The sequence below is a fragment of the Bradyrhizobium sp. SZCCHNR1093 genome (assembly GCF_032381175.1).
Classification (GTDB): Bacteria; Pseudomonadota; Alphaproteobacteria; order Rhizobiales; family Xanthobacteraceae; genus Bradyrhizobium.
This window is the reverse complement of record NZ_JAUHJJ010000003.1, coordinates 318,986-340,809: the sequence shown is the minus strand read 5'-3', so window position 1 is coordinate 340,809 and position 21,824 is coordinate 318,986. Positions and strand designations below refer to the sequence as shown.

The 21,824-nt window shown below is 65.2% G+C and carries 23 protein-coding genes; 9 read left to right on the top strand and 14 right to left on the bottom strand.

The genetic code is table 11. From position 1 onward, the window contains the following. The first annotated feature begins 128 nt into the window (after positions 1-128). The 3 genes from rpsD (at position 129) to QX070_RS12565 (ending at position 2,640) form a co-directional block, all read left to right on the top strand. Positions 129-746 carry a 30S ribosomal protein S4 gene (gene rpsD, locus QX070_RS12575; RefSeq protein ID WP_011925811.1) on the top strand — a complete coding sequence of 206 codons (618 nt, stop codon included), beginning with the start codon at positions 129-131 and terminating at the stop codon, positions 744-746. Between the two features lie 420 nt (positions 747-1,166). Then, the gene (locus QX070_RS12570) at positions 1,167-1,499 is read left to right on the top strand and encodes a hypothetical protein (protein WP_315737362.1); all 333 of its coding nucleotides are present in this window, start codon (positions 1,167-1,169) and stop codon (positions 1,497-1,499) included. Positions 1,500-1,572: 73 nt separating this feature from the next. Continuing rightward, positions 1,573-2,640, top strand: a complete 1,068-nt coding sequence (locus QX070_RS12565; RefSeq protein ID WP_315737361.1) for a threonine aldolase family protein — start codon at positions 1,573-1,575, stop codon at positions 2,638-2,640. A gap of 3 nt (positions 2,641-2,643) precedes the next feature. Here the strand turns inward: QX070_RS12565 and QX070_RS12560 are convergent, their stop codons facing one another. Further along, entirely contained in the window at positions 2,644-3,864 is a 1,221-nt protein-coding gene (locus tag QX070_RS12560) for a serine hydrolase domain-containing protein (RefSeq protein WP_315737719.1), read from the bottom strand. 114 nt (positions 3,865-3,978) lie between these two features. After that, entirely contained in the window at positions 3,979-4,317 is a 339-nt protein-coding gene (gene grxD, locus QX070_RS12555; protein ID WP_006609190.1) for a Grx4 family monothiol glutaredoxin, read from the bottom strand. Positions 4,318-4,623: 306 nt separating this feature from the next. Here grxD and egtB point away from each other — a divergent pair, with 306 nt between their 5' ends. Beyond that, a complete protein-coding gene (gene egtB, locus QX070_RS12550; RefSeq protein ID WP_315737360.1) occupies positions 4,624-5,874 on the top strand; it encodes an ergothioneine biosynthesis protein EgtB in 1,251 nt (416 codons plus the stop codon). Between the two features lie 54 nt (positions 5,875-5,928). Beyond that, positions 5,929-6,900, top strand: coding sequence for an L-histidine N(alpha)-methyltransferase (gene egtD / locus QX070_RS12545; RefSeq protein ID WP_315737359.1), 972 nt, complete (start codon positions 5,929-5,931; stop codon positions 6,898-6,900). Here the strand turns inward: egtD and QX070_RS12540 are convergent. Continuing rightward, positions 6,876-8,078: a low temperature requirement protein A gene (locus QX070_RS12540; protein WP_315737358.1), complete on the bottom strand. Its 1,203-nt coding sequence runs from the start codon at positions 8,076-8,078 to the stop codon at positions 6,876-6,878. The two genes, egtD and QX070_RS12540, sit on opposite strands and share 25 nt — an antisense overlap. A 38-nt stretch (positions 8,079-8,116) precedes the next feature. Then, complete coding sequence (locus QX070_RS12535; protein WP_315737357.1) at positions 8,117-8,356, bottom strand: BolA family transcriptional regulator; 240 nt, start codon at positions 8,354-8,356, stop codon at positions 8,117-8,119. A 251-nt stretch (positions 8,357-8,607) separates the two neighbouring features. On the opposite strand from QX070_RS12535, the gene QX070_RS12530 reads away from it, so the two are divergent. Further along, the gene (locus QX070_RS12530; RefSeq protein WP_315737356.1) at positions 8,608-8,973 is read left to right on the top strand and encodes a DUF427 domain-containing protein; all 366 of its coding nucleotides are present in this window, start codon (positions 8,608-8,610) and stop codon (positions 8,971-8,973) included. An 81-nt stretch (positions 8,974-9,054) separates the two neighbouring features. Here QX070_RS12530 and QX070_RS12525 read toward each other — a convergent pair whose 3' ends face one another. Continuing rightward, positions 9,055-9,228 (bottom strand): DUF1328 domain-containing protein, encoded by a 174-nt coding sequence (locus tag QX070_RS12525; protein ID WP_009031962.1) that lies wholly within the window; start codon positions 9,226-9,228, stop codon positions 9,055-9,057. A 432-nt stretch (positions 9,229-9,660) separates the two neighbouring features. Between QX070_RS12525 and QX070_RS12520 the strand changes: the two genes are divergently transcribed. Further along, a complete protein-coding gene (locus tag QX070_RS12520) occupies positions 9,661-10,857 on the top strand; it encodes an acyltransferase (protein WP_315737355.1) in 1,197 nt (398 codons plus the stop codon). Positions 10,858-11,160: 303 nt separating this feature from the next. Here the strand turns inward: QX070_RS12520 and purL are convergent, their stop codons facing one another. Continuing rightward, on the bottom strand, positions 11,161-13,368 hold the full coding sequence (purL, locus tag QX070_RS12515) for a phosphoribosylformylglycinamidine synthase subunit PurL (RefSeq protein WP_315737354.1): 2,208 nt from the start codon (positions 13,366-13,368) through the stop codon (positions 11,161-11,163). A gap of 196 nt (positions 13,369-13,564) precedes the next feature. On the opposite strand from purL, the gene QX070_RS12510 reads away from it, so the two are divergent. Beyond that, the gene (locus QX070_RS12510) at positions 13,565-14,047 is read left to right on the top strand and encodes a PaaI family thioesterase (RefSeq protein WP_315737353.1); all 483 of its coding nucleotides are present in this window, start codon (positions 13,565-13,567) and stop codon (positions 14,045-14,047) included. A gap of 99 nt (positions 14,048-14,146) precedes the next feature. On the opposite strand, the gene QX070_RS12505 is transcribed toward QX070_RS12510, so the two are convergent. The 5 genes from QX070_RS12505 to purC form a co-directional block, all read right to left on the bottom strand. Then, entirely contained in the window at positions 14,147-14,884 is a 738-nt protein-coding gene (locus QX070_RS12505) for a tetratricopeptide repeat protein (protein ID WP_315737718.1), read from the bottom strand. Positions 14,885-15,121: 237 nt separating this feature from the next. Further along, positions 15,122-16,378 carry a DUF1236 domain-containing protein gene (locus QX070_RS12500; protein ID WP_315737717.1) on the bottom strand — a complete coding sequence of 419 codons (1,257 nt, stop codon included), beginning with the start codon at positions 16,376-16,378 and terminating at the stop codon, positions 15,122-15,124. A 198-nt stretch (positions 16,379-16,576) separates the two neighbouring features. Next, positions 16,577-17,278: a phosphoribosylformylglycinamidine synthase subunit PurQ gene (gene purQ, locus QX070_RS12495; protein WP_315737352.1), complete on the bottom strand. Its 702-nt coding sequence runs from the start codon at positions 17,276-17,278 to the stop codon at positions 16,577-16,579. A 188-nt stretch (positions 17,279-17,466) separates the two neighbouring features. Next, on the bottom strand, positions 17,467-17,709 hold the full coding sequence (purS, locus tag QX070_RS12490) for a phosphoribosylformylglycinamidine synthase subunit PurS (RefSeq protein WP_315737351.1): 243 nt from the start codon (positions 17,707-17,709) through the stop codon (positions 17,467-17,469). A gap of 13 nt (positions 17,710-17,722) precedes the next feature. Continuing rightward, positions 17,723-18,490 carry a phosphoribosylaminoimidazolesuccinocarboxamide synthase gene (gene purC / locus QX070_RS12485; RefSeq protein ID WP_208866972.1) on the bottom strand — a complete coding sequence of 256 codons (768 nt, stop codon included), beginning with the start codon at positions 18,488-18,490 and terminating at the stop codon, positions 17,723-17,725. 311 nt (positions 18,491-18,801) lie between these two features. Between purC and QX070_RS12480 the strand changes: the two genes are divergently transcribed. Next, positions 18,802-19,125, top strand: coding sequence for a DUF1476 domain-containing protein (locus QX070_RS12480; protein WP_315737350.1), 324 nt, complete (start codon positions 18,802-18,804; stop codon positions 19,123-19,125). 74 nt (positions 19,126-19,199) lie between these two features. On the opposite strand, the gene cynS is transcribed toward QX070_RS12480, so the two are convergent. From cynS to ntrB, 3 genes are all read right to left on the bottom strand, one after another. Further along, entirely contained in the window at positions 19,200-19,688 is a 489-nt protein-coding gene (cynS, locus tag QX070_RS12475) for a cyanase (RefSeq protein ID WP_315737349.1), read from the bottom strand. Between the two features lie 50 nt (positions 19,689-19,738). Then, entirely contained in the window at positions 19,739-20,641 is a 903-nt protein-coding gene (locus tag QX070_RS12470) for an ABC transporter ATP-binding protein (RefSeq protein WP_315737348.1), read from the bottom strand. Positions 20,642-20,799: 158 nt separating this feature from the next. Next, entirely contained in the window at positions 20,800-21,639 is an 840-nt protein-coding gene (gene ntrB / locus QX070_RS12465) for a nitrate ABC transporter permease (protein ID WP_315737347.1), read from the bottom strand. Positions 21,640-21,824 lie beyond the last annotated feature (185 nt).

The window sequence follows — 21,824 nt, the reverse complement described above, 5'->3', positions numbered from 1 at the left end:
GCGTTGCGTTTCGCGACCCGTGGCCTTCATCCCTTCATGCTTTGGGGATGGGCCTGTCGGTGGACCGGGCTTCCGGACACACAGGAGGGCGCGTTTCCTCAAACCCTAACTTGATCGAAGAGGACGCGATGACTAAGCGCAGTGAGGCGAAGTACAAGATCGATCGCCGCATGGGCCAGAACATCTGGGGCCGCCCGAAGAGCCCCGTCAACCGCCGCGAATACGGCCCCGGCCAGCACGGCCAGCGCCGCAAGGGCAAGCTCTCGGACTTCGGCGTGCAGCTGCGCGCCAAGCAGAAGCTGAAGGGCTATTACGCCAACATCTCCGAGCGCCAGTTCCACGGCATCTATGTCGAGGCCGGCCGTCTCAAGGGTGACACCGGCGAGAACCTGATCGGCATTCTGGAGCGCCGTCTCGACACCGTCGTTTTCCGCGCCAAGTTCGTCTCGACCATGTTCGCGGCGCGCCAGTTCATCAACCACGGCCACATCAAGGTGAACGGCCGCAAGGTCAACATTGCGAGCTACCAGGTCAAGCCGGGCGACGTGATCGAGGTCAAGGAAGCCTCGAAGCAGCTCGCCGTGGTGCTGGAAGCGACCCAGCTCGCCGAGCGTGACGTGCCCGACTACATCGAGGCCGATCACTCCAAGATGACCGCGAAGTTCATCCGCATCCCCGCGCTGTCGGACGTGCCGTTCGCGGTGCAGATGGAGCCGCATCTGATCGTTGAGTTCTACTCGCGCTGATCTTGACCGGACCGCGGTCCATCTGATAATCCGAAGGCCCTGGCACGCGCCGGGGCCTTTCTTTTTTGGGCTTCTTTTCGGATGGGACGAACCGATTCCCGAATGCCACACCTGCCACGAAATCGCCCCAAGCTGGGCTGACAGCGAATCCGTCCCGTGATTCACTGTCTGCAGTTGTAAAGTAGCGGGGCGTTCGCCATGGAGTTCAACAGGCGCAATATCATCTTCGGTGCGTTGCCGACCGATGCGGTCGGTGCTCCGCCTCTGCCGCCGTTGCGGGCGCCGCCCCTCAGCGCTTCACCGTTACGCGCACGGCCCTCGGGGATCCGTTACCGATTCAATGACGGCCTCTACCCTTCGACGGTCTTCGACATTCTCGAACGCTCCTGCTGGCACGTCCAGTCTGATGCGACAGCCCATGTGATCCGCCATCTCGGCACCGGGCTCACCTTCGCCGACGCGCAGCTTCGCCACGATCCCTACGCGCTCGAGCTCCTGCACTGTTTCGACGATTCCCGCGAACTCGCCGACGAATGGCACACCATGCTGGTCGGCTGGGCCGCGGTGAACATGGGCTGGAACATCCGGCGGCAGCGGCCGGGCGCCGCGCTGCTGCTTTCACCGTCACGGCAGAGCCCGCTCGACTCCTGGGTGTTCGATTGCACCGAGGCGCCGCCGCTGGTGGCCGAGCCGATCGAGACCCGGCCGTTGCGGCGGCCGGACATCTGGCTCAACCCGCCGCGCGCGGCGTAATCGAGGAGGCGTTTTGCGGGGGCGATGCGAGTTGGGTAAGGTCGGGTCGTGATGAGCCGAACGAGGACTGCCGATGTATTACACCCCGCCCCCGCGCGATCCCAAGGCGCCGCCCGTGCGCGTCAATCTGTTGTCGGACACGCAGACCCGCCCGACAGCCGCGATGCGCGAGGCCATCGCGCGCGCCGAGGTCGGCGACGAGCAGATCGGCGACGATCCGACCGTGCATGAATTGTGCGGCCGCGTCGCCGCGCTGCTCGGCAAGGAGGCCGCGGTGCTGATGCCGTCGGGCACGATGTGCAACGTCGCGGCGACCCTGGTGCATTGCCGGCCGGGCGACGAGATCCTCGCGCATGAGACTGCGCACATCATCTCGCGCGAGGGCGGCGCGCATGCGGCGCTCGGCGGTTTCCAGGTGACACAGTTGAAGGGGCCCGACGGCCAGTTCACGCCGGAGACATTCCGCGCCGCGCTGCATCCGCGCTCGCGCTACCAGCCGCCGCAGACCGTCGTCAGCGTCGAGCAGACCGCCAATATCGGCGGCGGCACGATCTGGAAGAAGGCTGATCTCGACGAGATCGTCGAGATCGCCAAGGCGAACGGCATGGCGACGCACATGGACGGCGCGCGGCTGCTCAACGCGACGGTTGCCACCGGCATTCCGGCCGCCGAGATGACCGCGGGCTGGGATTCGGCCTGGATCGATTTCTCCAAGGGGCTGGGCGCGCCGATCGGCGGCGTGCTCGCCGGCAGCGCCGCCTTCATCGACGAGGTGTGGCGCTGGAAGCAGCGGCTCGGCGGGTCGATGCGGCAGGCCGGAATCGTCGCGGCAGCCTGCATCTACGCGCTCGATCACCATGTCGACCGGCTCGCCGAGGACCACGCCAATGCACGGGCGCTGGCGCGCGGGCTGTCGCAGATCCAGGGCGTCGAGGTCCAGGAGCCAGAGACCAATCTCGTGTTCTTCAAGCCCGACGGCTCCAGTGTGCCCGGCGACAAGATGGTGACCGAGCTGCGCAAGCGCGGCGTGCTGCTCGCGATGATGGACGGCCGCATCCGCGCCTGCACCCATCTCGACGTGACCGCAGCCATGATCGAGGAGACCATCGGCCATGTCCGGGAGATCGTGCGCGGAGCATGAGGATCATGGTGCGAGCGCCGCATAGACCAGCCGCCGCACATCGCTCGCGATGCGGCCGCGCTGCGAGGGCGCCTGCATCATGACGATGACGAACAGGTCGTCGGCGGGATCGATGAAGAAGAACGTCCCGCCGACGCCGTCCCAGCCATATTCGCCTGATGGCACCGGAGGCTTCTCCGTGATGCGCACGGAGAAACCCAAGCCGAAGCCGCTGTCGGCGCCGGGAAAATAGAGGTCGTCACGACGAATTCCCGCCCCAACGACATGATCCCGCGTCATGACCGCGACGGTCTCAGGCTTGAGATAATAGCGGCCGTCAAGCTCACCGCCGTTCAGCAGCATCTGAGCGAACCGCGCGTAGTCGGAGATGGTGCTGATCATCCCCGCCCCGCCCGACTCCCAGCGTCTGGGCCGAATGGGATCGTCGATGCCGGCGATCGGACGATCGAACCAGTCGCGCGGCGACGGTTCGGCGACGCGGCTACGCTGGCTCGGGTCGGCGAGGAAGAACGCCGTCTCGCGCATGCCGAGCGGCCCGAGCAGCCGCTCCTGCTCGAACTCATAGAGCGAGCGGCCGGAGACGATTTCGATCACCCGCCCGAGCACGTCGGTCGAGTGGCCGTAGTCCCACACCGTGCCAGGCTGCTCGGCCAGCGGCAGCCTGGCGAGGCGCTCGACGAAGGTGGCGTTGTCGATGTCGCCGTCAAACAGAGGCGCCTTCGCATAGAGCCGGCGCACGGCCGTCTCGCCATAAAAGCCGTAGGTGATGCCGGAGGTATGGCGCAGCAGATCGCGGATGGTGATCGGGCGCGCCACCGGAGCAGCGCCGACCCTCACGTCAGCGAAGGCGGGAATGTAGCTCGCCAGCGCATCATCGAGCTTCAGCCTGCCGTCATCGACCAGCATCATCGCCGCCACCGACGTGACCGGTTTCGACATCGAGTAGATGCGGAAGATCGCATCCTCCGTCATCGGCGCGCGCGTCGCGGGATCGCGAACACCGAAACTCTGCAGCAGGACAGGGCTGTCGTGCTGCTGAATCAGCACGACCGCGCCCGGAATGTTGCCGGCGGAGACTTCGTCGCGGAAATAGGTCGGGACCGCCTCGAGGCGCCGCCGGTCGAGATCGCGCGGCGACTGTGCGCCTGCGCGGGCCAGGCACGGCAGCATGGGCGCCGCGAAGAGTGCGCCGAGCAACGCGCGTCGCGAGACGAGGCCGTCCATGACGCCAGCCCCGCCCGTCAGTCTTGCTCTCGACATCGCACGCTGCCGCGCCGTGCCATCAACGCGGCGCCGACAATCCCGTCAGCGCTGCGTTGGGGGATGTCCGCGGATAGCTCAGGCCGAGGCCGCCGTGCCGACCGGGATGCCCTTGTCGGTGAACAGCTGCTGCAGCTCGCCGCTCTGGAACATCTCGCGGACGATATCGCAGCCACCGACGAACTCGCCCTTCACATAGAGCTGCGGAATCGTCGGCCAGTTCGAGAACGTCTTGATGCCGTTGCGCAGCTCGGCAGATTCGAGAACGTTGAGGCCCTTATAGCCGACGCCGACGTGGTCCAGGATCTGCACGACCTGGCCGGAAAATCCGCACTGCGGAAACTGCGGTGTCCCCTTCATGAACAGGACGACGTCGTTCGACTTCACTTCGTTGTCAATGAATTGCTCAATGCTCATCTTCGCTTCCTCTAGGGCGCCTCAAGGAACGCCTGGGGCTCGGTGCCGCGCGGGTCGCCGCCGGACAGATTTCGTCCAGAGCCGACCGTCACTGTCTTATATGTAGCGCAAACCGTTGTTCAGCCAAAGTAAAATGCCGAGGATCATTCCGCAACACAGTCACCCGGCCGGACCATAGGCTGATGGCAGCAATATTATAGCCGCCACGAGGGTTTCATCCCGTAACCAAGCCCCTATCTAGGACGAACCGCCCAAAAGGAACTTGTTCCGTCGAACATCGTTTTCTCCCGGCAAACGGAGACCCTCGTGACCAGTTCAGCGTCCGCCACGGCCCCGCATCAGATCACCGCTGCGCAACCCCCTGGGCCGGGTCGCCTGGCCGGCAGTCTGATCGAGGCGTATCTCGCGGTCCGGAACGAGACCGAAGCCCGGGCGGCCCCGCTGACCCCGGAAGACCAGGTCATCCAATCGATGCCGGACGCCAGTCCGGCCAAATGGCATCGCGCCCATACCACTTGGTTCTTCGAGCAATTTGTGCTCGGCGCGCACTGCCGAGGATATGCCCCTTTTCACCCCGACTATGCCTTCCTGTTCAACTCCTATTACGTCAGTGCGGGCCCGCGCCACACGCGGGGCGAGCGGGGCCTGATCACCCGCCCGGGGGTGGCCGAGATCACGGCGTACCGCCGGCATGTCGACGCGGCCATGGTCGACTTCCTGGACCAAGCCGATGCCGCGACCTTGGCAGCCGTGGCGCCGCTCGTGGAGGTCGGCCTCAATCACGAGCAGCAGCACCAGGAGCTGATGCTGACCGACATCCTGCATGCGTTCGCGCAGAATCCGACGGCGCCGGCCTACGATCCATCGTGGACATTTCCGTCCCCAACGGACCGGGGCAAGGATTGGGTCCACCTCCCCGAAGGCATCCACACCGTCGGGCACGCCGGCGATGGTTACCATTTCGACAATGAGGGGCCGGCGCATCGGGCGCTCGTCGGGCCGGTCGGGATCGCGCGCAATCTCGTCACCAATGCCGAGTGGCTCGCCTTCATGGATGACGGCGGCTACCGGACCGCCACGCTCTGGCTCATGGACGGCTTCGCTGCCGCCAGCCGCGAGGGCTGGCAGGCTCCCGGTCATTGGTACAAGGTCGAGGGCGAGTGGCGCATCATGACGCTGGGCGGATTGACGACCGTCGATCCTGACGCAGCCGTCTGCCACGTCAGCTACTACGAGGCTGATGCGTTCGCGCGCTGGCGCGGCAAGCACCTACCGACCGAGATGGAATGGGAGGTCGCCGCGCGTGGCAACCAGCTCAACGATGCCTTCGGCACCGTGTGGCAATGGACCCGCAGCGCCTACAGCCCCTATCCCGGCTATCGTGCCATCGAAGGCGCGCTCGGCGAGTACAACGGCAAATTCATGGTCAATCAGCTGGTGCTGCGCGGCTCATCGCTCGCGACGCCGGCAGGCCACAGCCGCGTCACCTATCGCAACTTCTTCTATCCGCATCATCGCTGGCAATTCACCGGGCTCCGGCTCGCCGACTACGCCTGATCAACCCACATTCGCTTCCCGACAGTCGCGCCCGTGCGCGTCCAGGAGAGTATCATGAACGTGCACGTCAACACGTTGTCCAACGCTCACCTTCCCGACGCCGAGACGTCGGCATTCGCGCGCGATGCCGTCGCAGGCCTCGCGCAGCAGCCCAAGCAGCTGTCGCCGAAGTATTTCTATGACGCGGCGGGATCGGATCTGTTCGAGCAGATCACGCGGCTGCCGGAGTACTATCCGACCCGCACCGAGCTCGGCATTCTCAGGGATCGCGGCGCCGAGATCGCTGCGATCATTCCCGATGAGGCGGCCTTGGTCGAGTTCGGCGCCGGCGCCACCACCAAGGTGCGGCTGCTGCTGGAAAGCTGCCGCTTCGCGGCCTACGTGCCGGTCGATATCTCCGGCGAGTTCCTGACCGCACAGGCCGACAGCCTGCGCCGCGACTTCCCGCAGCTCGCCGTGCACCCGGTCGTCGCCGACTTCACGACGGCGTTCAAACTACCTGACGCCATCGAAGGCAAGCCGAAGGTCGGCTTCTTTCCGGGATCGACGATCGGCAATTTCGAGCCGCACGAGGCCTGCCGCTTCCTGCGCTCGGCGCGCGAGATCCTAGGGACCGGCGCGCTGATGATCGTCGGTGTCGACCTGGAGAAGGACGAGCGCGTCCTGCATGCCGCCTACAACGACGCGGCCGGCGTGACCGCGCGCTTCAATCTCAATCTGCTGTTGCGGATGAACCGGGAGCTCGGCGGCAATTTCGACCTGTCCGCCTTCGTCCACCGGGCGATCTACAATCGCGAGCAGCACCGCATCGAGATGCATCTGGTCGCGCGGAAGCCGCAGACTGTACGGCTGCTCGGCACCACCCTCTCGTTCCGCGCCGGTGAGAGCATCCACACCGAGAACAGCTACAAATACAGCATCGAGCGCTTCGGCGCGCTGGCCCGCGGATCCGGCTGGAAAGTCCGGACCGTGTGGACGGATGCGGAGAAGATGTTCTCGGTTCAGGCGCTCGTCGCCGAGGCGTGAGGCTCTGGCTTCGATCGCAGCGACAGCGTCTCCCACAAGGCGACGATCGCCAGCAACGCGCTCGTCAGCGCCGAGAGCACGAGAGGCGACAGTTCGGTCGCGAACCAGCCGAGCCCGATCAGCGCCAGCAGTCCAGCGCCGTGCGACAACTGCAGGAAACCGCGGATGTTGAACTTGAAGAGGATGGTCCCGAGCAGAAACACGAACGGACCGCCGATCGTTGTCGCCGCCGTATTCAGGTCGGCATGCCCGAGCGGGTGCTTCAGGACGATCTCGTCCGACACGGCCGACACGATGATGCCGGCGACGATCGGCATGTGCAAGTAGGTGTAAGCCGAGCGCGCCATCAGCCCGGATTGCGCCGACTGCGAAATCACCTCCGATCCCGCCTCGGCGCCGCGGTTGAAATACACCGCCCACATCGCCACCGTGCCGATGAAGGCGCTGGCGAAGGCGGCAATGTTGGCTCCGGTCCAGTCGAGCTCGGCAAAGGTCGCGCCGGTGACGACGATGGATTCGCCGAGCGCGATGATGATGAACAGCGCACAGCGCTCCGCCATGTGGCCGCCTTCGACCATCCAGTCCTCCACGGTGGATGCACCCAGCCCGGGGACCCAGAAGCGGACGGCCGGCGAAACATATTCCAGGGTGAGCGCCGCCCCCCACAGCCCCATCCGCGCCGGGCCCTCGGCAAGGCCGCCGAGCAGCCAGAGCACGGCGGAGGCACTGAGCCAGGAGAGGATGCGGGCGGCGTTGCGGCGGACGGCAGATCGCTGCGGCGGCGTCGCGGTCAACCAGAACGCGGTCCGGCCGACCTGCATGGCGGCGTAGGCCATCGCGAACCACAGGCCGCGATCGTCGAACGCCCGCGGGATCGACATCGACAGCACGAGGCCCGCCAGCATCAGCGCGAACAAGAGACCTCGGACCAGCGCCTTCTCGGGATCGAGCCAGTTGGTGACCCAGGCGGTGTAGACCCACACCCACCAGACCGCGAGAAACAGGACGGCTGTCTGGGCGGCGCCGAGCGGCGAGAAATGGCCGGTCAGATAGTGCGAGATCTGCGTCACCGCGTAGACGAAGACGAGATCGAAGAACAGCTCGACGAACGTGACCCGGCTGTGCCGGTTCGGCTCAATGACGCGAAACAGCGCACCACGCGGATCGTCCACCGCCATCTCCCCCGGATGCGTGCTGCGCGATCTGCAATGAACGGTCAGCGCTGCTCAGGCACGCCGGTCTGCAGCGCCAGAGCGTGCAGCACGTCACCCATCTGGCCGCGCAGCGATTGATAGACGAGCTGATGCTGCTGCACGCGGGATTTGCCGCGGAACGATTCCGAGATCACCGTCGCGGCGTAATGGTCGCCGTCGCCGGCGAGATCGCGAATCGTCACCTGGGCGTCAGGGATGGCAGACTTGATCATCTGCTCGATATCGTGGGCATCCATGGGCATCCCGGTGCATCTCCTTATGTCAGGCAGGCGCCGCATCCCGTGGACGATGTAGCCCGCAGGGCCCGCGGCTTGGCTGCACTCCCATCAGTGGCCCGCCGAGCACGGCGAATCAAGGCGTTCTCGCGGGACCGTGATGGTGAAATCTAGCGCGAACCGCTTTCGAGGTCACGCGCGGAACCACTATATACCGGGATCAAACGAGATACGTCGGACCGGGTGACGCACCCAAAAGGCTGAATCGTGAGGGCGACATGAAGCTTCCAGGACCGGATCACCCGATCACCATCACCCCCAATCCGAAACGTGTGCGGGTGATCGCCGACGGCGCCGTGATTGCCGACACCACCCGCGCGTTGACGCTGAAGGAAGCGAGCTACCCCGCGGTTCAATACGTGCCGCGGGCCGACGTCGACATGGCGGCCCTGCAGAAGACCGATCGTGTCACCCATTGTCCGTACAAGGGGGATGCGAGCTATTTCAGCGTCGTCGCCAACGGCAAGACATTGGACAATGCGATCTGGAGCTACGAGGCGCCCTTCCCGGCGATGACCGAGATCTCGGGCCACCTGGCGTTCTATCCGGACAAGGTGCGGATCGAGGAGATCGCAGTTGATTGAACTGCGGTGACAGCCCGCCGCGCGGCCGGCGCGAGGCCATACCGGCGCGGCGGTCGTTTCGGTCACTGACCTGATGGCGTGCTACACTCTGAAAATCGTAAGCCCCAGAATCAGGAGCACGAGGAAGATCACCAGGAAGATGTAGAACAGGATCCGCGCAATGTCGGCGGAAGCTGCCGAAATGCCGGTGAAGCCGAGAATACCGGCCACCACCGAGATCACGAAGAACAGCAACGCCCATTTGAGAAGTGTCACGGTATGGTCCTCCGGTTCTGCGCCGTGCCGGCGCGGCGCCTCACTAACGATGCCGCGGGGAACCGGTTCCTTCGGCCATCGATCCCGTCGCCGAGAAGTGCGCAACCCACGGCAGTCCCGCCCGTAACTTCGTAGGTCGTCGGTTCGTAAGGATATCGGGAGCGGAAATCGGCAGAGGGTGTGAGAAACCGGCTTGCGGACCGCGGCACTTGCTGATTTGCAGCACCAACGACAACATCTGGTGGTCCGGCGCCGTCATTCGCTCGCTTGCGGGCGTCTCCAGCGAATGACGGTGCCAGACAGTCACACGATCTCATTGAATCATTCCGGCTCGCGCAGCCTTGGACGGCGTTTGCGTGACGCCCCGCGGCGAAGGGGATGCGAACGTCACATCCGCTGCACGGGCCGGGCAGCAGCGACGCTGGGGGGCATATGGTCATATCGGTTACACAATCGGCGGCGGCCGCAAAGGTCGAGCTTCAGGCCCGCCCGCGCGCCCGGGCGCGCAACGCCGCGCTCGATCACGCCCGGACATTCCTGACGCTGGTGGTGCTGCTCCACCATGCCGTGATTCCCTATACCTATTTCGGGCACACCGATCCGACGTCCTTCCTCGGCTTCGATGCCATCGTGCTGGCCACCGACAGCTTCTTCATGGCCATGTTCTTCTTCCTGTCGGGCCTGTTCGTGTGGTCGGGCCTTGCTCACAAGTCGACGCTGCAATTCCTGCGCGACCGGCTGTTGCGTCTTGGCCTGCCCTTCGCCATCGCGGCCCTGACCGTCATTCCGTTTGCCTATTACGCGATCGAGCTGCGCGCCAATCCCGAAGCCAGCTTCGCTGCCTTCTGGTGGAAGACGGTCACGGTCGGTCCATGGCCGAGCGGGCCGATCTGGTTCATCTGGGTGCTGCTGGCGTTCGACACCTCGGCGGCCCTGCTGTACCGCGTCTCGCCGCGCCTGCTGGATCCGATCAACCGGCTGTCGCAGCGCGCCTTCGAGAATCCGGGCGACTTCTTCTTCGTCTTCCTGCTGATCACTGGCGTGCTCTACATCCCGTCCCGGCTCTATTTCGGCCCGACCTTCTGGTTCGAGGCCGGACCGCTCTCGGTGCAGGCCAGCCGCGTCTTGCTCTACGCCGCCTATTTCTACGTCGGGGCTGGCATCGGCTCGGCCAATTTCGAACGCGGCCTGCTGGCCGCAGAAGGGCAGATGTCGCAGCGCGGACTCGGGGCCTGGATCGTGGTCACGCTCGTGCCCTATGCGCTGCTCTGGGTGCTGATCACGATCAAGCGCCAGGTGCTGGGCAATCCGCCCGTGTTGCCGCAGTGGTACGAGGCGGCCTACGGCTTCTTGTTCGTCATCTTCAGCGCCGCGATCCTGTTCGCGATCCTGTCCTACTTCCTCAACAACCGCCGCTCGGAATTCTCCGTGCTCGATCGCATGCAGGCCGATGCCTATGGCATGTTCCTGGTGCACTATCCGATCGTGCTGTGGATCCAGTACTGGCTGTTCGACCTCAATCTGCCGGCCATTGCCAAGGCGGCGATCGCCTTCGTCGCCACCGTGCTCCTGAGCTGGGGTGCGACGTGGGTGCTGCGGCAGATTCCGGGCGCGAAGAACGTGTTGTAAGGACGATCCTGTCTCCTCCGTCATTGCGAGCAGCGAAGCGACGAAGCAATCCAGACTGCATCCGCCGATGGAATCCTGGATTGCTTCGCTTCGCTCGCAATGACGCCGGGCAAGGCTGCGGCGCTCACGGCAAACTCCCCTGTCGTCCCTGCGAAAGCAGGGACCCATAACCACAGGGCGTCGTTGTTGAAAGAGCTCAACGACCAGCGTGCGTGACAACCGCGGCCGCGGAGTCTGGGTCCCGGATCGGCGCCGCGACGGCGCCTTGCGCCGTCGTGGCTTGTCCGGGACGACAGGGGTGAGTTAGGCGGCCCCGCCCATGTAGCCGGGCAGCCAGCTCTCGAAGCGGGTCTTGAGCGCAGTGACCTCGACCGACGCCTCGCCAGCGATGGCAAGCGCTGTGCCGCCTGTCGTGCCGATGCGCGTGCACGACACGCCGGCGCCGCGCATCTTGGCAAGCACGCGGCCAGCCTCGGTCTCCGGCACCGTCACGAGATAGCGCGCCTGGTCCTCGCCGAACCAATACGCATGCGGCACGATCGACGCAGGCGCGGCCAGCAGCCGCGCGCCGATCCCGGAGGCCATCGCCATCTCGGCGAGCCCCACCAGCAGGCCGCCGTCGGAGAGATCGTGTGCGGCCGTCGCCGTGCCCGCATGGATCATGCCGCGGACGACATCGCCGATGCGCTTCTCGGCGGCGAGATCGACCGGCGGCGGGGCGCCCTCCTCGCGGCCGCAGATGTCGCGCAGGTAGACCGACTGGCCGAGCCAGCCATGGGTCTCGCCGATCAACAGGATCGCCTCGCCCTCGGCCTTGAACGCGATGCTCGCCGATTTGGTGAAATCATCGAGCAGGCCGACGCCTCCGATCGACGGCGTGGGCAGGATCGCGCGGCCATTGGTCTCGTTGTAGAGCGAGACGTTTCCGGAGACGACGGGGAAGTCGAGCGCGCGGCAGGCTTCCGAAATGCCTTTCAGACAGCCGACGAACTGCCCCATGATCTCGGGCCGCTCCGGGTTGCCGAAATTGAGATTGTCGGTGATGGCGAGCGGCCGGCCGCCGACCGCGGTGATGTTGCGCCAGGCCTCCGCGACGGCCTGCTTGCCACCCTCGAACGGGTCGGCCTCGCAATAGCGCGGCGTGACGTCTACGGTGAGCGCAAGCCCCTTCGGGCCATCCTGCACGCGCACCACGGCGGCATCGCCGCCGGGGCGCTGCACGGTGTTGCCGAGGATCACATGGTCGTACTGCTCCCAGATCCAGCGCTTGGAGCACAGATCGGGCGTTGCGACGAGCTTCTCCAACGCCGGGATGATGTCCATCGGCGACTTGACCTCGCGGGCGTGGATCACCGGCAGCGCCGATGAGGCCACATGCGGACGGTCGTACAGCGGCGCCTCGTCACCGAGCTCCTTGATCGGCAGGTCGGCCATGACGTCGCCGCCATGCTTCACCACGAACCGCTTGCTCGGCGTGGTGTAGCCGACCACCGCGAAATCGAGCCCCCATTTGCGGAAGATCGCTTCCGCCTCCTTCTCCTTCTCCGGCTTCAGCACCATGAGCATGCGCTCCTGGCTTTCGGAGAGCATCATCTCGTAGGCGCTCATGCCGATCTCACGGGTCGGCACGGCATCGAGATCGAGATCGACGCCGAGGTCGCCCTTGGCGCCCATCTCGACCGCCGAGCAGGTCAGGCCGGCCGCACCCATGTCCTGGATCGCAATCACGCAGTCCGCGGCCATGATCTCTAGGCACGCCTCCAGCAGCAGCTTCTCGGCGAAGGGGTCGCCGACCTGCACCGTCGGGCGCTTCTCCTCCGAGGAATCGTCGAACTCGGCCGAGGCCATCGAGGCGCCATGAATGCCGTCGCGGCCGGTCTTGGAGCCGAGATAGACGATCGGCATGTTCACGCCGGAGGCCGCCGCATAGAAGATCTTGTCGGCGTCGGCGAGGCCGACCGCCATGGCGTTCACCAGGATGTTGCCGTCATAGCGGGTGTGGAAGCGGGTCTGGCCGCCGACCGTCGGAACGCCGAACGAGTTGCCATAGCCGCCGATACCGGCCACCACCCCGGACACCAGATGCCGGGTCTTGGGATGCTCCGGCGCGCCGAACGACAGCGCGTTCAGGCAGGCGATCGGACGTGCGCCCATGGTGAACACGTCGCGCAGGATGCCGCCGACGCCGGTGGTCGCACCCTGGTACGGCTCGATGTAACTCGGGTGGTTGTGGCTCTCCATCTTGAATACGACGGCCTGGCCGTCGCCGATGTCGATCACGCCGGCATTCTCGCCGGGGCCCTGGATCACCCAGGGCGCCTTGGTCGGCAGTCCCCGCAGATGGATGCGGGACGACTTGTACGAGCAGTGCTCGTTCCACATCGCCGAGAAGATGCCGAGCTCGGTAAAGGTCGGCACCCGCCCGATCAGCTTCAGGATGCGCTCATATTCATCGGGCTTCAGCCCGTGGGCGGCGACGAGCTCGGGGGTGATCTGCGGTTCATTGCGCATGGAGAAATGCCTTTGCCCGTGGGCCGCTGGTCCCTTGAAGCCTGCTTCATAGAAAGATCGCCAGGGCGGGAAAAGGCCTTTTACGGCCCTATTCCGCCCTGTCCAGAGCTTTGGCCCGGACCGCCAGAAGGGATATTTGCAGATTGGCGACCAATCGGATTTAAGACGGTAAATCAACAGTTAAAGGCCCTGACACGTGCACGACCTGTCCCGTTCCGCCTTCGAGAACCGTCCTGGCATCCACATCGCGACCGAAGGCGAGTTCGCCGGTTGGCGGACCTGGATGCGCGACAGCTACGAATCCCACACCGGGCCATTCTGGCACCGGATGGAGGACGATGGCTCGATCCGCTGCGCCTTCCGGGTCGAGAAGAAGCACCTCAATGGCGGCGGCAACGTCCATGGCGGCTGCCTGATGACCTTCGCCGACTACTGCCTGTTCGCCTTCGCCGCGCCGATCATGCAGGGCCCGGGTGTCACGGTCTCGTTCTCGAGCGAATTCCTCGACGCGGCGCGCGAGGGTGAGTTGATCGAGGCCACCGGCGAGGTCACCCGCGCCGGCGCCTCGCTGATCTTCCTGCGCGGCATGCTGCATTCCGGCCCGAGGCCGCTGTTCTCGTTCTCTGGGACCATCAAGCGGGTCAAGCGGCGGACGCCGGAGGCGGCGAACTCGCCGTAGCGGATGATGTCGTAGCCCGGATGAGCGAAGCGATATCCGGGGTCTCACGCGCGCTGTCCGTGAACCCGGATATCGCTTCGCTCACCCGGGCTTCCGGCGTCACCCCGCGAGCTGCTTCTCGGCGAGGGCGATCCACTCGGCCTGCGCCTTGCGCACATGTCGTGGCGCGCGCTTCATCTGGATCAGCAGCTCGGTGAACACGACCTTGGCCTCATCGATCCGGCCGACCAGCTTGAGCAGCGTGCCGTAGCGGACCTTCGCCTCGCTGCCCGGTGCATAGTCCAGCAGCGCCTGGTACTCCTCGATTGCCTCGTCGGTGCGGCCGGCTTCCTGCAAAGCCCGCGCATAGAGCAGATGCGCCTCGGCCGAATTGTAGTCCGGCCAGGCCTTCTGCAGCTCGTCGAGCGTCGCCAGCGCATCCGCGGGGCGGCGGCGCGCGAACTGCGCCTTGGCCTTGCCGAGCGCGAACAGCGGCTCGTGGCCCATCGGCAGGCTCAGGATGTGATCGTAATGCTGCTCGGCCTCGTCATAGCGTCCGACGGCGACGCATTCCTCGGCCAGCGCCGCGCGGTTGGCGATCGTGTCCGTGATCGCGACACGATCGGACAACTCGCGGTAGTACTTCTCCGGGTCGAGCTTGTTGGCGACGCGCTTGCGCGCCTTCTGGACGTCGTGGCTGCCCAGCCATTCCGGCACCAGCTCGACCACGATGTAGGCGAGCGCGCCGATCAAGGGGACCAGCAAAATGATGAACGCCCAGGGCTGCATCCGCCCGGTACGCGAGGCGTGGTAGATCAGCGAGATCTGAAGAAGTATAATGACGAGTGCAACCGGCACGACGGTCCCCACGGCCAATCCCTACACGCCGACGTTGATAGCGTGGCCGAGCGCGGCCGACAATCCCGCATCCGCCGGCTCAATTGACGATGCCGGTTGGACGCATCGGGACAACGGCCGGTTCAAACAGCAGAGCAAGGCTTGTTCAATGGCCGTACGGAAGGCGATCCTGTCGCGCAAAAAGGGCGGAAGCGCGTCGCGCTCCCGCCCTCGAGCCGCCGTCGTATCGCCGCGCCGTTATTGCTGCTGGTCGATGACCTGCACCACCTTCTGATCCCGCGGGTCGACCAGCACGACCTGCTCGCCGATCGCCAGATACTGGTAGTTGGCGAGCTCCGGATTGCTGCGCGCGAGCTCATCGGGCACGCGGCGCAGGCTCAGGCAGCTCGGTCCGGACGAGGTCGATGGCGATGTCGTCGAGCCCACCGTGCCCGTCTCGGTGGCGGCGCGGCGCAGGATCTGGCGCTGATCGTCCGACAGCACGATGCGGGTCGAGCTTACGCCGTAGCCACCGCGGTCATAGCCGCGATCGGCGCGCATGCCGTTTTGCGGGATCACGTCGACGATCTCGCGGCTGCGCGGATCGATGATGGCGATCTCGTCATGCACGACCGTGTACTCGTAGCCGCGATATTGCGGAACGATGGTGACGATCTCCGACGGCAGCGGACGCGGCCGCACGCGCTCCGGCAGGCGCTCGCCGATGTTGATCCGGATGTCGATGTCGGTGCGGGCACGGTCGAAGTCGTGATCACGCTTGAGCTGGTCGACCACGCGGGTCTTCTGCTGCTCGTTGACCGAAACCTGCGTGCTCGAGCGGGTGCTGTTGGTCTGGGTCTGGTTGCTGGCCTGCCCGGTCGCATCCGGCTTGCCCGCGGTGGCGCCGGCCGGACCGGTCTGCTGGTTCTGCTGCGCGGTCGTGCTCTTGCTGTCCGTTGCGCCCGGCTGATTGGCCTGCCTGCTGCGGTCGGTCTGCTTGTCGGCCGCCTGGTCCGACGTGCCGGCCTTGCGCTCGTCCTGGCTCTGCCGGCTCTTGTCGATGCCGCTGCGATCGGCCTCGCGGTCGGACTTGCGGTCGGTTGCACCCGACTTGCTCTCGGCCGCGCGATCCTCGCCCTTGCGCGGTTCGTCGGCGCGTCCCTGCTGTTGCTTCGACTCGGCCTTGCCCTTGCTGTCAGACTGCTTGCTGTCAGCCTGGGACCTGGTCTCGGCGCTGTCCTTGGCATCGTGGTCGCGCTGCGCCGAGGCCGGCCCGCGCTCAGCCTTGCTGTCAGCGCCCTGCTTGGTCTCATGCGCCGAGCGCTCCGAGGCTCGCTCCTGCGCCTGCTCGCGCCCGGTCGAGGACGAAGGTTCGCTGCGGCGCAGATCCTGCGCGCTCTGCTTCGCATCGGACCCGGCGCGTTCCGCCGCGGCAGCGCCGCCGCCCTTCGACTCCGCGCCCGGACGGGCCGCCTCGCGCGGCGAGGCCGCCGCCGGGCCACCCTCGTGCTTCATTTCCGATTGCGCTGACGCGGCATTCGCACCCGCGCCGATCGCGAGAATGATGGCGGCAGTTCCCAGCCAATGTTTCGTCGTCATATAAGAACCTCCTTGGTTCATGCCCCATGGAATCGGGCGGACAACGCAAACAGCCGCCCGGTGTTGCCGGGCGGCGCGAGAAAAAAGCTACGGAACGATTTCGATGAACGGCCTTCAGGCCGCGCGATCGAGATGGGCGACGAGACCGGCAAACAGGCCACGACCGTCGGTGCAGCCCATGATGTCCTCGACGTGATTCTCGGGATGCGGCATCATGCCGAGCACATTCCCGTTCTCGTTGACGATGCCGGCGATGGAATGCGCAGCACCGTTGATGTTGCTGATGTCGCCGACCTCGCCATCGGCCGAGCAGTAGCGATAGAGCACGCGGCCATCGCCATTGAGGCGCTTCAGGGTCTCCTCGTCGGCCGCATAGTTGCCCTCGCCATGGGCGACCGGCACGCGGATCACCTGGCCGGCATTGTAGCCGCGCGTGAACGGCGAGTCGGAGCGCTCGACCCGCAGATGCACGTCCTTGCAGATGAACTTCAGCTTGTCGTTGCGCATCAGCACGCCCGGCAGCAGGCCGGATTCGCACAGGATCTGGAAGCCGTTGCAGACGCCGAGCACAAGACCGCCTTTGGCGGCGTGGTCGCGCACCGCGTCCATGACAGGTGCCCTGGCCGCGATCGCGCCACAGCGCAGATAGTCGCCATAGGAGAAGCCGCCGGGAACGACGACGAGATCGGTGCCCTTCGGCAGCGCCGTCTCGGCGTGCCATACCATCGCCGGCTCATGGCCGGAGATCATGCGCAGCGCGCGCGCCATGTCGCGCTCGCGGTTGATGCCGGGGAAGACGAGAACGGCGGATTTCATGATCTTACGTGCTTGCTCGAGGATCGCTCCCTCGCGGCCACGCGAGAGTGTTTGAGTCTGACGAGAGCTCCAAATTCAACGCTCGCACACCGGCAAGGAGCTCATCGACCGAATGTTCGACAAGGACCAGATCACGCGAGATCTCCAGCAGTCGCTCGTAGATCTCGCGCTCGGTCACGGCCATTGCCCTATCCCAGCAGCTCCACCCGGTAATTCTCGATCACCGTGTTGGCGAGCAGCTTGTCGGCGGCCGCCCTCAGGGCGGCCTCCGCCTTGGCCTTGTCGGCGCCTTCGAGCTCGATGTCGAACACCTTGCCCTGGCGCACGCTCGCGACGCCGTCGACGCCGAGCGATTTGAGGGCGCCCTCGATCGCCTTGCCCTGCGGATCGAGGATGCCGGATTTCAGCGTCACCGTGACACGCGCTTTCACGTCTTGTTCCCTTTTAGCTCTTGACGAGAACCGGACCGGAGCCCACCGGACGCTCGTTCTCCATCAGGATGCCGAGCCGCTTGGCGACCTCGGTATAGGCCTCCAGAAGGCCGCCAAGATCGCGGCGGAAGCGGTCCTTGTCGAGCTTCTCGTTCGACTTGATGTCCCACAGCCGGCAGGAATCGGGGGAAATCTCGTCGGCGACGATGATCCGCATCATCTCGTTCTCGAACAGCCGGCCGCACTCCATCTTGAAGTCGACGAGGCGGATGCCGATGCCGAGGAAGAGCCCGGTCAGGAAGTCGTTGACGCGGATGGCGAGCGCCATGATGTCGTCGATCTCCTGGGGGGTCGCCCAGCCGAACGCGGTGATGTGCTCCTCCGACACCATGGGGTCGTTGAGCTGGTCGTTCTTGTAATAGAATTCGATGATCGAACGCGGCAGCTGGGTGCCTTCCTCGATGCCGAGGCGCTGCGACAGCGAGCCCGCCGCCACATTTCGAACGACGACCTCGAGCGGCACGATCTCGACCTCGCGAATCAACTGCTCGCGCATGTTGAGCCGGCGGATGAAGTGAGTCGGTACCCCGATGTCGTTGAGGTGCTGAAACAGGTACTCCGAGATGCGGTTGTTGAGGACGCCCTTGCCTTCGATCACCTGATGCTTCTTGGCATTGAAGGCGGTGGCGTCGTCCTTGAAGTGCTGGATCAGGGTGCCCGGCTCGGGGCCTTCGTACAGGACCTTGGCCTTGCCTTCATAAATGCGACGCCGACGGCTCATTGGGATGTACCGTGTTTTGTTGAAATCCATGAAATGGTGGGCTCCGGATGACTTTGGACAGGACCACGACGGAGCTGCCGCGAGGGCCCGGATGTTAAGGAAACAGAACGAGAACCGGGCCTGTGGGAAACCTATCTCATTGGTGTCCCGAGCACAATCGATCCGGGCCTCGGGAGCGGAGTTTTACCGCCCTTCCCTGCGGCCTCGTACCCGTTGTATTGGCAAGATGTTCCAATTATTTAGGCGTGCGGCCACCGCCCCGCAACCGCCTGCGCGGTTAACCCTCTTCGGCAACACTGGAAGTTCCGACCATGACCACGTTCGACAAGCGCGAGGACGCCTTCGAGAAGCAATTCGCCCATGACGAGGAATTGAAGTTCAAGGCAGAAGCCCGCCGCAACAAGCTGCTCGGCCTGTGGGCAGCCGAAAAGCTCGGCAAGTCCGGCGCTGACGCCGACGCCTACGCAAAGGAGGTCGTCGCGGCCGATTTCGAGGAAGCGGGCGATGCCGACGTGCTGCGCAAGGTGCTGGGCGACCTCGCCGCCAAGGGCGCGGCCGTCACCGAGGCGGACGTGCGCGCGAAGATGAGCGAGCTGCTGTCGACCGCCGTCGCCCAGGTCAAGGCGGGACAGTAAGAGGCGAATAGCGAATAGGGAGTGGCGAATAGGGATCTCCTGCCCCTATTCGCTACTCGCAATTCGCTACTCGCTTACTCCTCTTTGAATCCATATTCCGGCACGTTGCCGCTGGCGCCGTAATATTTGTACGGCAGGAACTTGCCCGACATCGTGATCTTGACGCGGTCGCCCTTGGCATTGGGCAGGCGCTCCATCACCATGTCGAAATCGATCGCCGACATGATGCCGTCGCCGAATTCCTCCTGGATCAGCTCCTTCCAGGCCGGGCCGTTGATCATCACGAGCTCGTAGAAGCGATAGATCAGCGGATCGGTCGGCGGCATCTGCACGCCCTCGCCGCGCATCGGCGTCTCGTTCAGCATCGCGATCTCGGACTTCGACAGGCCGAACAGCTCGCCCGCATTGGCGGCCTGCGGCTTGGTCAGCTTCATCTGGCCGAGGACGGCGCCGACGATCAGCACCTCGGAATAGCCGCCGATCGTCTCGCAGATGTACTTCCAGCTCCATCCCTTCTCGCGCTTGATGTCGAGCAGCTTCTCGGTGAGGTCGGATCGCTTCATGCTTGGTCTCCCTTGAGAGTCTTCGTTGATGGGTTTCTTCCGGCGGGGCGTCAGCGGGCGATCGCCTGCGGCGCGTCGTTCTCGACCGGGTTGGACGCGACGATCGTCGGCTCGCTGCGCCCGATCTTCACCACCGGCACCTTGCGCGGGTCGTAATCGGGCGTCTCGGCGGTGAAGGTCTTGCTGCGGCTGACCAGGAAGTCGATGATGTGGTTGCGCAGCGCGTAGTACAGCGGATGGCGGTGCAGGTCGCCGCGCAGCCGGTCCTTCGGCAGCGGGTTCTCGACGATCTCCGCCAGCACCGCGCCCGGCCCGTTGGTCATCAGCACGATCTTGTCGGCGAGATAGATCGCCTCATCGACATCGTGGGTGATCATGAACACGGTCTGGCCGGTCTCGACGCAGATGCGCCGCACCTCGTCCTGCAGCGTGCCGCGCGTCAGCGCATCGAGCGCTGAGAACGGCTCGTCCATCAGCATGATCTTCGGCGTGATCGACAGCGCGCGGGCAATGCCGACGCGCTGCTTCATGCCGCCGGACAGCTCCGACGGCCGCTTGTGCTCCGAGCCGGCGAGGCCGACGAGCTCGATATATTTCAGCGCATGCGCCTTGACCTTGGCGCGGTCCCATTTGCGCCACTTCGACGAGACTGCATAGGCGACATTGCCGAGCACCGTCCGCCATGGCAGCAGCGCGTGGCTCTGGAAGATGACGGCGCGGTCGAGGCTCGGCCCCTCGATCGCCTGGCCGTCGACGATGACGGCGCCCTCGCTCGGCACGTCGAGGCCGGCAAGAACATTCAGCACCGTGGTCTTGCCGCAGCCGGAATGGCCGATCACGCAGACGAACTCGCCGCGCGCCATCGCGAGCCAGAGATTCTCGAAGATCGTCGTGCTGCGCGCCCCATCATAGCGCTTGGCGATCCCTTCGATGGAGATGAATTTGTCGGTCATAGGAAGGTCTTTCCGTTCCCTCCCCCCTTGTGGGGGAGGGTCAGGGAGGGGGGTCCCCCACGAAGACTCGCGCGTGGGGCACCCCCACCCCTAACCCCTCCCCGCAAGGGGGAGGGGAACGGAGTTGCGCACCTTGCAGCAGTTCGCCTGATCATGCCCTACTCCGGAAACGTCACGAGCCGCGACACGCGGGCCAGGATCTGATCCAGCACCATACCGACGAGACCGATCAGCAGGATCGCGATGATCACGTTGGTGATCGACAGGTTGTTCCATTCGTTCCAGACGAAGTAGCCGATGCCGGTGCCGCCGACGAGCATCTCGGCGGCGACGATCACGAGCCAGGCGATGCCGATCGAGATCCGCATGCCCGTCAGGATGGTCGGCGCCGCCGCTGGCAGGATGACGGTGAAGGCGCGGCGGAAATTCCCGACCTCGAGGGTGCGGGCGACGTTGATCCACTCCTTGCGCACGCTCGCGACGCCGAAGGCGGTGTTGATCAGCATCGGCCAAACCGAGCAGATGAAGATCACGAAGATCGCCGACAGGCTGGAATCCTTGATGGTGTAGAGCGCGAGCGGCATCCAGGCGAGCGGCGAGATCGGCTTGAGGATCTGGATGAACGGATCGAGCGCCTTGCTCATCAAGGGCGACATGCCGATCAGGAAGCCGAGCGGGATCGCGACCGCGACCGCGATCAGGTAGCCGAGCATGACCCGCCCGAGCGAGAAGGCGAGCTGGATGCCGAGCCCCTTGTCGTTCGGACCGTTGTCGTAGAACGGCCGCCGCAGATGCTCCCACAGCTTGGCGCCGACATCGAGCGGCCCGGGCATCGCCGACTTGCCTTGCGTCGCTGTCATGCCCATCAGCTTGGCGTATTCGGGGCTCATGTTGGCAGCCGTGCCCGTGCTGCGGGTGGCGATATGCCAGGCGCCGAGGAAGACGGCGAGCAGAAAGATCGAGACGACGGCGGCGCGCAGGCGGAGTGAGGCGGTCATGACGTCGCTCCACCCACGCTGTCGTCCCTGCGAACGCAGGGACCCATAACCACCGTCGGCAGTTGGTGGAAACGATTGTCGCTACCGCCCCTGCCCCAAGACAGGTCACGGCGTATGGGTCCCCGCGTTCGCGGGGACGATACCGGTGGTGTGGTTGGCGGCGTGTTCATCACCATGGGTGGGGT